Source organism: Pelotomaculum schinkii (assembly GCF_004369205.1).
In the GTDB taxonomy this organism is placed as follows: Bacteria; Bacillota; Desulfotomaculia; order Desulfotomaculales; family Pelotomaculaceae; genus Pelotomaculum_C; species Pelotomaculum_C schinkii.
The window spans coordinates 849,789-862,807 of the sequence record NZ_QFGA01000001.1; the positions used below are offsets into that span (position 1 = coordinate 849,789).

General features: G+C 47.3%; 12 protein-coding genes. 1 reads left to right on the forward strand and 11 read right to left on the reverse strand.

The genetic code is table 11. The features are described from left to right. Positions 1 to 275 precede the first annotated feature (275 nt). From Psch_RS04075 to Psch_RS04125, 11 genes are all read right to left on the reverse strand, one after another. Positions 276 to 1,892, reverse strand: coding sequence for a sigma-54 interaction domain-containing protein (locus Psch_RS04075; protein ID WP_190239218.1), 1,617 nt, complete (start codon positions 1,890 to 1,892; stop codon positions 276 to 278). 547 nt (positions 1,893 to 2,439) lie between these two features. Beyond that, positions 2,440 to 2,709, reverse strand: a complete 270-nt coding sequence (locus tag Psch_RS04080) for a hypothetical protein (RefSeq protein WP_190239219.1) — start codon at positions 2,707 to 2,709, stop codon at positions 2,440 to 2,442. Between the two features lie 767 nt (positions 2,710 to 3,476). Next, entirely contained in the window at positions 3,477 to 4,103 is a 627-nt protein-coding gene (locus Psch_RS21055) for a hypothetical protein (RefSeq protein WP_243123945.1), read from the reverse strand. Positions 4,104 to 4,451: 348 nt separating this feature from the next. Next, positions 4,452 to 5,690, reverse strand: coding sequence for an LL-diaminopimelate aminotransferase (locus Psch_RS04090; RefSeq protein ID WP_190239220.1), 1,239 nt, complete (start codon positions 5,688 to 5,690; stop codon positions 4,452 to 4,454). 264 nt (positions 5,691 to 5,954) lie between these two features. Then, entirely contained in the window at positions 5,955 to 6,392 is a 438-nt protein-coding gene (locus tag Psch_RS04095) for an MFS transporter (protein ID WP_243124030.1), read from the reverse strand. 195 nt (positions 6,393 to 6,587) lie between these two features. Continuing rightward, positions 6,588 to 9,062 carry a DNA internalization-related competence protein ComEC/Rec2 gene (locus tag Psch_RS04100; RefSeq protein ID WP_190239221.1) on the reverse strand — a complete coding sequence of 825 codons (2,475 nt, stop codon included), beginning with the start codon at positions 9,060 to 9,062 and terminating at the stop codon, positions 6,588 to 6,590. A gap of 1,051 nt (positions 9,063 to 10,113) precedes the next feature. Continuing rightward, the gene (locus Psch_RS04105) at positions 10,114 to 10,263 is read right to left on the reverse strand and encodes a hypothetical protein (RefSeq protein WP_190239222.1); all 150 of its coding nucleotides are present in this window, start codon (positions 10,261 to 10,263) and stop codon (positions 10,114 to 10,116) included. Then, on the reverse strand, positions 10,263 to 10,532 hold the full coding sequence (locus Psch_RS04110) for a hypothetical protein (protein ID WP_190239223.1): 270 nt from the start codon (positions 10,530 to 10,532) through the stop codon (positions 10,263 to 10,265). Before Psch_RS04110 ends, Psch_RS04105 begins: the two co-directional genes overlap by 1 nt. A gap of 194 nt (positions 10,533 to 10,726) precedes the next feature. After that, positions 10,727 to 11,050 (reverse strand): YmaF family protein, encoded by a 324-nt coding sequence (locus tag Psch_RS21585; RefSeq protein ID WP_427910070.1) that lies wholly within the window; start codon positions 11,048 to 11,050, stop codon positions 10,727 to 10,729. A gap of 78 nt (positions 11,051 to 11,128) precedes the next feature. Then, on the reverse strand, positions 11,129 to 11,776 hold the full coding sequence (locus Psch_RS04120) for a ComEA family DNA-binding protein (RefSeq protein WP_190239225.1): 648 nt from the start codon (positions 11,774 to 11,776) through the stop codon (positions 11,129 to 11,131). A gap of 80 nt (positions 11,777 to 11,856) precedes the next feature. Continuing rightward, on the reverse strand, positions 11,857 to 12,528 hold the full coding sequence (locus tag Psch_RS04125) for a DUF421 domain-containing protein (RefSeq protein ID WP_134217686.1): 672 nt from the start codon (positions 12,526 to 12,528) through the stop codon (positions 11,857 to 11,859). Positions 12,529 to 12,800: 272 nt separating this feature from the next. On the opposite strand from Psch_RS04125, the gene Psch_RS04130 reads away from it, so the two are divergent. Further along, a complete protein-coding gene (locus Psch_RS04130; protein ID WP_345789057.1) occupies positions 12,801 to 13,019 on the forward strand; it encodes a 4Fe-4S binding protein in 219 nt (72 codons plus the stop codon).

A 13,019-nucleotide genomic window follows, 5' to 3' on the forward strand; every position in this document is an offset into this window, starting at 1 on the left:
CAAGTTATTATTTTAATTACTAGCAAATACTGTGCCAAAGGAAAAACCGGCTTTATATTGTGTCATAATCCTGTAATAGCCAGAAAAGAACAACCTTTAATCAATTTGCCTGTAAATGCAAAACAACCTTTTGATTTCAATTTTGCAATAGTCAGCTCATATCCCCACAAAAACACCCAATCTCAGGAGAAAAGCAATATTACAATATTGAAATATTTAGTTTCAATATTGTAATAGAATACTCCATAATTCATATAATTGTCCCGGAGTCTCAATCACTCCGCCTCTTTTTCCAGTCCATACTCGGCTATCTTACGCCATAAGGTAGTGGTGCTGATACCTAACACTTGGGCTACCTTTACTTTTTTATATTTTTCGACCTCCAGGGTTCTTTTGATCACAGCCCTCTCAGTTTCACGTAAAGCTTCGTTTAAATTATTTCCCCCGGTCTGGATCTCTACTACTACAGATTCTTTGGCGCCCCCTGCTCCCGATCGCAGATATGCAGGCAAATGCTTTGGTGAAAGAATTTTTTCCTCATGCTTTACCATATTCATAGCGTACTCAATACAGTTCTGCAGTTCCCTTATATTCCCCGGCCAATGGTGGCTCTGCAGTATCTTCATGGTCTCAATGGCTATATCTTCAATAAATTTACCAAAGGTTTTATTGTATTGCTGTACAAAATGACTTGCCAGTAAAGCGATATCCTCAACCCTCTCCCTTAAAGGAGGGACTTTTATTTGGATTACGTTCAGCCGGTAAAACAAATCCTCACGGAACTTCCCCTCAGAAATCAAGTAATTTATTTCTTTATTAGTCGAAGCGATAACTCGCACGTCAACCTTAATAGGTTTGCCGCCCCCGATACGTACAACCTCTCTTTCCTGAAGAACACGCAACAATTTAGTCTGAAGGCTGATTTCCATTTCACTGATTTCGTCAAGGAAAATAGTGCCGCCATTTGCTTGCTCAAAAACACCGGTGCTGCCACCTTTTTTCGCCCCAGTAAAAGCGCCTTCCTCATAACCAAAAAGATTGCTTTCAATTAAAGAGGCCGGCAAGGCCCCACAGTTCAGCGCCACAAAAGGCCGGCAACAGCGTTCACTGGCATTATGAATCGACTGGGCAAACATTTCCTTACCCGTACCCGTTTCACCGTAAAGAAGAATTGAGGAGAAACCATCTGCCACAAATTTAGCCATATGTTTAGCTTTAACTATGGCTTCAGTTTCCCCGATGATATCGTCAAAAGTAAAGCGGGTTTGCTGCAGTCTTTTAACTTCTTCATAAAGCTTTTGCTGCTGGCGAGTTGACTTTTCATTGTTAAAGCCAAGACCAAAGTTCTCGGTGATGGGGATACGGACCGCCATAGCGCCACTGATTGAAAAAGATTTGCCGACTTCCGGCTCAAAGGCTTCAATGGCCTGGCGGGCTTGCTGACTCGTCTTGCCTTTATATTGAATCCGTTCCGTTCCTTCAGCGTTATAGACAAATAACCTCTCGCCCTTCTCATTAAATAGTACCGCTTCACCCCCGGCCACACGGGCTATCATCGGCAAAGCCCTCTCCAGGGAAGCCCGCAGTTTATGCTCTTTTTTAACCCGTTCGTCGTTGCTGCAAGTCAATATATAGTTCCCAATCGGAAAAGCCCAGTCTCCTGCCCGATCCACAATTCGGGACAGGCCGGCCAAAGGCCGGCCGGCTTGCGCCGCCTCCCTGGCTAATTCACATACTTGTCCAGCCAGTTCTCCAACCTCCTGACCATTTGCGTCTACCATACATATTCTTCGCCCTGAAAAGTCTGTAACAGACGCAAAACCACCGGTCAACCTGGCAAGAAAGGGTAACATTGAGACAAGTTGCTCTAATTCCATATTGTTTTTTTCCATAAAATTACCCTCTTCTCAAGTTTTTTTGATATCGCCTAGCTAGAGATAATGCTATATTACTGTCTTTGGACTATGGCCTCCGGAAGAACTTTACCCTGGTCGAAGAACACCCTCTATGATTTCATAAACAACAAACTCTCCTTTTAATTTCCTGAAAAATAAAAACGCCAGTGATCAAGTGCGTCACTGGCATCTTTGCCGTTTGTAAGGTCAAATACAACAACGTATATCAATATTTGGATTGAATTTATCTTATAACAAGGCTTTGAAAAATGTCAATCAAAAGCCGCTATAAAATTGTTCCTTTTTTTCACCAAACCTGTTTCAATCCATACTTTTCCAGTTTCAACTCTTTTTCCCTGTCTCAACCTCAATATTGCTACCATCCGTTTCTATTTTCTCCACCTGTACTGCTCTACCTGTGCTTATATCGTCCTTGAAATAAAAAATATATACGTACAAGCTTCCATAGTAATAAGCCCGGCTGTCGTATAACAGCCGGGCCTTCACCATTGCCGCAACTTGAAACCATATAATTCTTCCGCTGTTAGAGGACATTCAAAATTTTGACGACTACGATGGACACAAAAACCATCAACAGTGGTATGATACCAACATTCAAGACCCTATCCAGCGCACCAGGCAGGATAAGTTCCGGAGCGGATGAATTCACCGCGGCCACCCCCGCCAGCTCCTTAGTGATAAGCATTGCGATCAAAGTTATCGTGGCAATCACGCCAACCCCGGACACTAAGGATGTGGCTGTGGCAGCCGTGCTCGCGGCAGCCGTTGTTACGGTGCTTACTGTGGAAATCATGGTTTCTCCCCCCCCTTTATGCAGCATATCGTTCACCCTGATTCCTTTGATTGCTGGAACAAGAAAACCTTATTGTTTTATTAACTTATATCTCACCTCCCTCCCTAATATAACATACATTATTTTTACCTAATTTATTGAATCAACAATTAGTGAACATTGAGTATCTCGGAAAAAGTTAAAAAGCACCAGGTAAAAGGCGGTGAACATTCCATTTAACGTATTTACAGGAAAAGAAGCACAGCAGGAGGGTGAAGAAGAGACAAAGAGATTTCACAGGTAAATAATACCATCTAAAAATGGCAATAAAAAACCAGGCCTTTAAAAAGATACATTTTTAAAGGTAAATGGGCTTGAGAGGAAGCTTTGCAAACAAGCTTTCAAGCTGCTTTCAGCGAGGCGCCCAGTGCCTCAAGCCAGATATCAAAATCCTGATTTTCATATTGCTCCACCCAGGCATCAAGGTGTTGATTAATGGCAGCGAAGTGGGTCCGCCAATACCATGCCTTAAGGCTCCTTACCCGGCAGCGTTCCAGGTCATAGTCCTTCTTTTTGCGGGAGAAGGAACGTTCCGAGCCGGAACGCAGCTTATAAACAGACTTCCACGCCTCAGAGCCGCGGGGAGTGGCGGTAAAAAAGCGCAGGTCGCCATGCGGCTTGGTGTAAACCGTGCGGCCGTAGGCGGATGGCGAACACGGCTCATCACAACAAGCCTGGTCTTAACAAGCCTTTTGCCGGCAACCTTGGGGCAGTGCCACTTTAAGCGGTTACGGTTTTTTTTGGCAGCCCCAGAAAACCATAGGAAAGCCCTTGGGGCCCAAAGCAACGCCAAAGACCTCCTGGATCAACCTCTCAGGGCGGGCGGGAAAAGGCTCGCGGCCATCCATAGCCTGTTCAACAAGCTTATCCACTACCCTGGGATGTTTTACCGGCAACTTTTCACCGGCCTTAAGCTTTTTAGACGGTTTTCTAGAGGGCTTTCTCAGCCGCTTACGCCGTTCAGCCTGACTGGTATCATCCTCAAGCCAGAAGCGGTCAATAAAGTCATAGAAAGTGCCGACACCAGGAGTTTTGCCGGGATCGAAACCCGAGAGGACAGCCAATAATTTATCAGAACGCAGCTTGTCAACCCATTCAGTAATACCAAAAACCTTCATATCGCTCATTAATATAAGAGAGCGCAGGAGATCGACAGGTTCAAACTCGACAGGCCTTCCAAAACTCGGGTACTTTTGCGAAAGCAGTGGTATGGCAGGGTCCAGATCCAGTAGCCAGACCTTGGTCAAAGGTTCTGCAAACGACTCAACCCTGCATGGATCCCCGGCCCAAAGCAGCGGGATCCACCCGCGGAGGAATTGTTGGTACTGGTAGTGAGAGCGACAAGATAAAAGCATAGAAAAAACCCCCAATCAGAATTAATGGTAAATAATACCATCACTTTGATTTTGGGGACCTTTCAGAAAAGTCAATAGTTATATTTGCTTATTTTTAGCCAATGAAAATAAATATGTAAATATATCTAGCAATTACTAATAATATCAACTATTTTCGCTCCCATTGCTTTAGGGGGTGAAAAAATAATAGCCCTCGCTGGAGGGCTTGGGGATAGTCAATTATGACTTTCCGAAAACATTCAACATTATTTAAGGAGAGTATTTTTCCACAAGAAAATCTCCATCTCTTTCGTTATAAAAATAATCAAGTACCGAATATAAAGTTTCGGACCATTAATAAGATCGAGATTAAAACTCGAACTCCACATCTGAAAACCTGTCTCTTATCTCGTCAATAACCCTTTTCTCTTCCTCGATACCGTTTGCTATAAAGGTTACTGAGAAGCGGACATAACTGCCGGCGTCATCCCAAGGGACGGTTGAGATAAGTTTTTCGGTGATAAGGTACTGCGAAAAGTCTTCGGCGTTATCGAACCTTCTGCCACCCTTTATGCCTTTGGGTGCTTTTACATAAAGATAAAATGATCCTTTTGGCTTTCTGGCATTAAATCCAACTTCATTCAATGCTGATACCAACATATTATGCCTTCTGGAGTACTTCTCGCTGATTTTTTCTGTAATCTCGGGGTGCTCGAGGGCGTAAATCCCAGCTTTCTGTATAGCGGCGAACTGGCCGGAGTCGTTGTTGTCCTTTACGGCGCCAAATCCTTTTATAATCAACTCGTTCCCGGCGACCGCCGCCAGCCTCCAGCCGGTCATGTTGAACGCCTTGGACAAGGAGAACAGTTCAACCCCCACATCCCTGGCCCCTTCAACCGACAGGAAAGACAGAGGTTTCTCCCCGTCGAACGTCAACCCGGCGTAAGCGGCGTCATGAACTACTATGATGTTTTTTTCCTTGGCAAACCGCACTACCTTTTCGAAAAACTCTCTGGTTGCGCTTGCCCCGGTAGGATTGTTGGGATAATTCAGGTACAACAGCTTGGCCCTTCTACAGGTTTCCTCATCGAGAGACTCTATATCGGGTAGAAACTCGTTCTCCGGCGTTATCGGAAGGTTGACCACCTGGCCGCCAAACCACCTGGTCAGAGTTCCCAGCACCGGATAATTAGGCACCGGCATTATAGTAATGTCACCGTGGTTTATAAACACTGCCGGGAGCATCGCCAGCACCGGTTTTGAACCGATACCGTGTATTATTTCCGTTTCGGGATTCAAACCTTTTACGCCGTAGACCTTCTCGATGTATTTGGCCGCCGCTACTTTAAACGCCTGGATCCCATTATCGGAATATCCCCGGTTCTCAGGCCTTGCGGCCTCTTCCGCCAACTTGTCCACAATTCCCATATCAGCCATTTCATCGGGTTCCCCTACTCCCAAATCGATTATTTCCACACCTGGATGAGCTTTTCTGGCTGCATCTTTAGCGCGTTTAATCTTTTCGAACTTGTAAATAACCGTATCCTTACCGAAGTTCGAGCCCCCGATCCTTTCAGCAAACATTTCCTGAATAAAACTTTCCGACACGACTTATCCCCCTTTTATCCACATATATTTGAATTGTGAGTACCATCTATTTTTCAATCAGGCAATATCAATCTCCTTGTAATAAAAGTCTTTTTGGCTTGCGGGCTCTTTTATGGTAATCGTCTTTTATAGTTATACCAATTAACCCCGCCAACAGAGGAAATAGTACCAATAGATGTATAATCGTGTTAATCCCCCAGTATTCAACGGGTAATCCTATCAAAGCCACTCCCAGTCCCCCAAGGCCGATTGTAAAGCCCAGCATTAAACCGCCATTGCCTTATTTTCTTTTAATATGTCCTGAGCTAATACAACGGTCACTGAAAAAGAAGACAGGAGAAACGTACCAGCCAGAATCACTAAAAAATAACTTAAAGCTCCGCTGCTGTTCAAGTAAAGGTATAACAGTGGGGTAGCCAGAATTAATGAGTCAACAATTACCGGCTTGCGCCCAATAATATCAGAAATATATCCGCCAATCAACCCTCCCACAGCACCGGCAAAAAGCATCAGAGACAAGTAATGACTTCCGGCAATCAAAGATATATTTTGTTGCTGATAATAAAGGGGAAGGAACGCCACCAGTCCAAAGTAGCAAAATGAGCGGAAAGCGACCATTACAATGATCCTTATCAGGTTGCTTTGCTTGGCCGGACTGCTCCCCGCGAACCGGTCGCTGTTGACCAGGCGGCCTTTCCGTATACCGCATCCACTGCGAGCATCATCAGCAGGGACAGGCTCCCAAGCCTGGTGAGGTCTCGCTGGCCTATCATGGGGTAGCTTGGCTTAGCAAAACCGAGTAGCTCAGAAACAGAAATGCACGGTTCACTGCCTGACAAAAAATTCTTACATATCATGTAGCATCCCATAATAAAACCTTATTCCGTCTACAAAGCTTTAGCTGCTCTTTTTCCCCGTCTTAACCTCAATCCTGTTCCCGTCCGTTTCCATAATCACCGCGCCGTCCTGGTCGGTGCGGTAAATCGTGACGCCTTCCTGGTACAACAGGTCCACGGTGGATGGCGCAGGGTGGCCGAAGGTGTTGTGGGCTCCTACGGTTATAACGGCAATGTACGGATTTACCTTGTCAACCAGTTCAGGCAACAGGGAGCGGCTGCCATGGTGAGGCAGTTTGAACACATCCGACTTCAGGCCCTCGCCACTGAGAAGCATTTTCTGCTGGGCTTCCAATTCTATATCACCGGTAAAAATAAACGAGCTGTGGCCATAGGTCAACCTTAAAACCAGGGAGGCGTTGTTTAATTCGGCCCCTCCTATGGACCCATTTTCTTCCGGCCACAGCACTTCTATATATATCTCCGGGTCAAGCCGCAATATATCCCCTGACCCGGCCGCCTGCACCTGGATTCCGCTTGCGATCATCTTTTTCAACAATGCGATGTAGGCTGGAGGTGCCTCCTCGCCTGTTTTCTTTGTGCCGTTAGCAACGCCGCCAGCTGGTTGGTCAGTTGACGCGGGTTCACCATCCAAGGTCCCGCCACCTACAGGCGATACCAGCGCCAGGTCCACGGGAAAGTTGTTAATCAGATATGCCGCTCCCCCGCAGTGGTCCTCATGCGGGTGGGTCAGCACGAGCGCATCAAGCCGGTTCACCCCTATCTTCCTCAAGTAGGGCGCCACTACCTGGTCACCAGTGCCGGTACCGGTCTGGAATTCCTCCCGCCTGCCGCCGGTATCAATCAGCATATTTTTACCGCCGGGCGTCTGCACCAGAATGCTGTCACCCTGCCCCACGTCAATGAAATGCACCACCATCCTTTTGCCGCCCGGCCAGGGCCACCAGATTATGAGCAGGACCAAAACCAGAGCGGCGCCTGCCGGAGCCCAGCTTTTCAGCCTCTGCCGTGCCGGAGAACCGGATTCAGTGTAAGCGGCACCGGCCGCATAAAGGAGCCCGCCATACCAGGCCACGGCCAAAAGAGCCGGCGGCGTAGCCAGATATACTACCGCACCGGGCAACTGCTGTAAGAATTGCACCAAACCCAGGAACAGGTCCACCACAATGACGGTACCAGCGTTGACCAGACCGGCCAGCGGCAGCCAGACCTGGCCCAGTCCCGCCGCCAGCAGCCCGAGGGCCAGGATCAATCCGACCAGGGGGACGGCCAGCAGGTTGGCCGGGATGGAAACGGGTGAGATAAGGTTGTAATACCAGGCCACCAGCGGTATGGTAGCAAGCTGCGCCGCCAGGGGAATAGCGATACCCTGGGCCGCAGCCCGCGCAATTGTTGGAGAAATTCCTTTAAACAGTTCTATGAAAAATTTCGCAAGCAGCGGGCTCAGATAAAGTAAACCCCAGGTCGCCGCAAAAGAGAGCTGAAAGCCTGGGTGGTAAATCTGTAAGGGGTTCCAGAGCAAGATAACCAGTGCGGCCAAAGCGAGAGTGGTGGGCCAATCCTGATCGCGGCCCAGGTGGCGCGCCCAAAGAAAAAGCAGCGCCATCAGGGTGGCGCGCATAACGGCCGGATTGATACCTGTCATAATAGCGTAAAAAAGTAAAACCGGGGTGGCCAGAGGCGCGGTCAGGCCCGGCGAAATCTTCAGCATGCCGAAAAGAGAAACCAGACCGGCCAGCAACAGGCCCACATGCAGGCCGGAAACGCTCAGGATGTGCACTATACCTGTTTCATTAAAAGCTTCCCGTGTTTCCCTGTCTATCAGCCCCTGGGTTCCGAAAACCACTCCGTTTAAAACCGCCGCTTCAGAGGGCGGGAGTGTATAGGTTGCAGCGGTCGAAAGCTTCTGCTTGACCCACAGGGCGAACCGCCCCACCAGATTACCTCCGTCCTCGCCAATTTTCTCTACGGAATTCTTGTTGTTGACGGAAAGGGTAACCCAGACACCCTGTCGCTCCAGGTAGGTCCGGTAATTGAAAGCGCCGGGGTTGCCGGGGGGATCCGGGCGATACAACAGGCCGGTGATTCTAAGCAGATCACCGTAGCTATATAACTGCTCGACGTCCTTTACGGACAGGCGCACCTGTCCGCAGACCGGTTTCCGCTCACCCCCTTTAACCAATTCCCTGGCCTCGCAAAGATAAAAGACCTTATCGCTTCTTAAATCCGCTCCGGAGACCAAACGACCGATCAAAGTTACCTGCTGTCCCGCGTAATCAACCAGGGGGGTCCTGCTCTCTTCGATGGAAAGCCGGGAAAAAGCCAGTCCTAACAGAAGAAAAAGCGCTAAAATAACCCCCGGGTTGTACCGCCAGGCGAAAGTATAACCTGCCACAGCAACCAGGAAGCAGCCAACAGCCAGGGCTAAGGCGACTGAAACCTTGAAACCGGTCAAATCACCCAGCAAAACACCTGCCATATATAAGGCGGTAAAAATCACCAGGGGCCTTTGCATTGCACACTCCGTTTTGCAGTTGGATTCATATAAGCTAATTCTATGTCCTCCACACATAATCCTACCATGAAATGCACAAGGTTCATAATTATGTAAATTAAGGCCCTGCTGCTTTTCACAAAAATGTGAGGCGCAAATTCTTCGCACCCACCCATTGAAAAAGCTTTATTAGATTGGAGGATTTAATAAAAATCCCTTAAACTGCTCCACAGTGTTAGTATGATTAAAATCGCGCCTGCATTGGCTCAAGTTGTTATTCTCTGCCGGCGCCGCGCCAGCAGACCGTGGAACTTGTGCGGGTAATTATTGTTAACTACGAAACCGCTTCAATCAAATCTGCATTACTTGATATACAGCCTCCCCCACCTCTTCACTGCCGTATAAGTAATTACACATCTACATGGGTTCGAGAAGATTGGTTCATAGAGCTGTGGCATTCTTTCTTTTACACGACGGTAAATTTCGAGAGGTCCTGGGTTGCAAGCAAATTAAACAGTAATAAATCTGTTCAAAGGGTTCTTCATTGGCATTTCCACAATATCCTATGAGATCACTGGAATTGACTTCCGCATCGCCGAAACAGCAGCAAGCATAAATACATCCGTTTGGGGTAATGGTCGGGGTCAATATCACAAAGGGGCAACTTCCGTTGAAATACTGTTCATACTGTGTATCAATATAGTTTTCTAAACGGATGGCCTGAGCTGCGCGTCCTAATCTTAAAGGCCAATATCAAATTATTCTGCATATCCGCTGGAGAAAGCGCTAGTAAATTGGGAATATCATTTTTGCATATGGAGCCATCTTTGGTAACAACGGTATTGACGGTAACAGAAATACCAAGCTCAAACCACCCTGCGGATTGATTCTACCGGAACATACTTCAGATGAAAGCTGTCGCAGTTACCATCATTGAGCGCAGTCCGCTATGGTACAGCTCCGTCATAATTTGTTTTACTATTTCTCTGGAATTTGCCCAGAAACAGTCGTAACAACTCCCCCGAAAATTCCATATTGCTGATATGTATAATCAGTCAACTCCCGTACCATGTCATACAGGAGGCATGTGCTGTTTGGCCCTGCCGGAAAGAACCGGACTGGATTCCCTGAGCCAGGCCTTATTTACGTCTTCCAGTTCATCTTTGGAAATGCCCAATACTTTATGAACATTCTCCTTTGTGACCCCGCTGTTTCGGCTCATCAGCAGATTGACGCCTGCCCTGATTTGCAGTTTAATAACTGTCTTTTAATGATGTCGTTGGCAAGCTCCGGGAGAGTATTGGCAGTATCCACATTCACCCTTAATTTAGTATGAATCCTGTTTGCTTGCAGTACTCTGCTGATTGAATCCATTAATTCTTCGTATTTACTCCCAATTCTTCTTTTGTCATGGACCTCATAGGGTCCATCGACGGTTACCTGGATCTCGTCAACAGGGAACTCTTCAAATATCCACATATAGTCATTCAAGCAGACTCCATTGGTAGTTATTTGCGTATACCATTTTTTCCACAAGTCCTGATTTTACCATGCCATTAGTCCTATTTTTTATGACCTTTGTCCTGAAAACAATAAACAATCCCGGCCAATACCGGGATTTCAGAACCTTTAACGGATCGAACCTTTTCGCTCAGCAGTCGTCATAATGATCACTTCACCAATCGCTAATAATAATAGCCGATTGGTGGTGATGTAACTCTTTCGAAACGGTGACGATGCTTTGGCCTGCCATTTAAGCTCGTTTTAGTGCTTATCCGGTGATAATGCCCATGTTTATTATAAATGGCAGGGCCGGTCATTATTTCTATTACGTGGTCATGACCATGGGGTCTATCCTTTACAACTATAACAATGATGCGGTGATAATGGCTATGACCCGATTCGTAAGACAACTCGGTATATCCTGAACATTGATGCGAGTGATCAAACTCGAAAGATGTAGACCCGGCATACCAATGACGATGTTCCTTTTCAAGCAATTGCCTCACCCTTTTTCATCATCATATACAAACGGGTCCCCGGTTGCCACATGAAAAGGGAGTTTTTTTGCCATCGTCCCCACTTTTTCACTGAACCGTGATCAGGTCTTTCAACTGCTCAAACCGTTTATCCCCGATCCCGGATACCTGTTTGATGTCCTCAATGGTTTGAAAAGGACCGTTAATCTCCCTGTATTGAATTATCCGTTGGGCATACGCCGGTCCAACCCCCGGCAGCGTGTCCAGCTGAGCCTGGTCGGCTGTATTTATGTTCACCTTTCCACCGGCCTGTTGAGCCCTATTTCCCGCCCCTGCTGAAGACGCCGCAACGGGCGAAACAGCAGCCGCCGCTGATGGATTCGTTGACCCTACTGCTCCAGGCTGGCCTGCCGCTCCCTTAACCGGCACATAGATGGTCTGCCCGTCGGTTACCGGCGTCGCCAGCTTTAAAACATCCAGGTCGGCCTCACCAGTGGGGCCGGCCTTATTTACCGCGTCGATGATCCTCGAACCCGCAGGTAACTGGTAGACACCGGGCTTTACCACAGCTCCTGTGACGTGGATTAACAGATCCTTGGTTTTGCTGTCATCCGCCACCTCTTCCCGGTCAAGGGCGGCTTTGTTTTCCTCGGCGGCACGTTCTTTCATTTGGGCAAACCGGTAACCCCCGCCGAAGATAATTATGCTCACCAGCACCAGGATTACCAGCTGTTGTTTGCGATCCAGCTGCAACATGCGCTCCTCCCGCCTGTCCAAGGGCAAACCCTTTAAGAGTATTTTTAGGTTAATTCTACCAAGAGCGACTATTTCCTCCTTTATTTTTTGCTGACAAACAGGCGGCCGTCGGTCCCGAGGGTGGCCAGCAGGACTTTTCGCGGGGTCAGTTCACGCTTCTTTAAGGCCTCTGTCAGCCACTTCTCATCCAGTTCGATATCCTGTAAATTTTTGCGCATGATATTGCCGTCCATAACCAATACCGTGGGCAGTCCTTCGTAGGGTGTTTGGATCCCGAGATCAGCGGGGATTACCGGACGGTACTGGGACTTTGGTATAATGCTGAGTTTACCGGAAGTTTCCAGGACTGCAAATTCCACCTCGGACGGGTCGACGATTCCTTTATCGCGCATTTGAGCCAGCAGGTCATCAAGGTTGTAGCGGGCCTTGCGCATCTCCCCCCGTAAAAGTTCCCCATTTTTAATAATCACCTGGGGGGCGCCGCAAATAATACTGCGCAGGGTATGGCTGAAAAGGGTCGCATACGAGACCACAACTTCTAAAGCCCCCAACATGGCCAGAGGGAGGATGCTGTGCCACAGCGGCGCCTCTTTGGCCTCCAACGGTATGACCGCCAGTTCCGCAATAATGATGGCGACAACAAAGTCAAATGGAGAAAGCTGACCGATTTCCCGCTTTCCCATTAACCTGATTACCAACAGGACCACAAAATATACGAAAACCGTACGGTATACATATTCCCATATCAGCATTTGGACACCGGTCTTTCGAATTGATTTATATTTATACAAATTTATGAATTGCCGCTTTTAATAAAAATTATTACTTTACAATGTGTTAAAAACGAGTAAAATATTTATAAGGATGCTCACTTGTATTAAAATGAGATATATCTCAAAATAAGACAGTATTAATTCTCCTTGTCTGAAACACAGTTCATCTCATATTGCTACATAAAAAACCATGTCTGTTGAATGTAAAAGACCTTTAAACTTTATACAACTAGACAACGGAGGTAAGGACAGTGTCAGAAACAATGCCCCACCGCAATCCCAAAAATATTCAAATAAATAAGAGTTGGTGCAAGGGTTGCGGGATTTGCGCCGGACTCTGCTCCAAGGTTTTGGCCATGGACGGCGGCGGCAAGGTTTTCGCGGCGAACCCTTCCCTCTGTACCGCTTGCCGCATTTGTGAGACCCACTGCCCCGACTTTGCCATATCAATTGGAGTGGATGTGAATTAA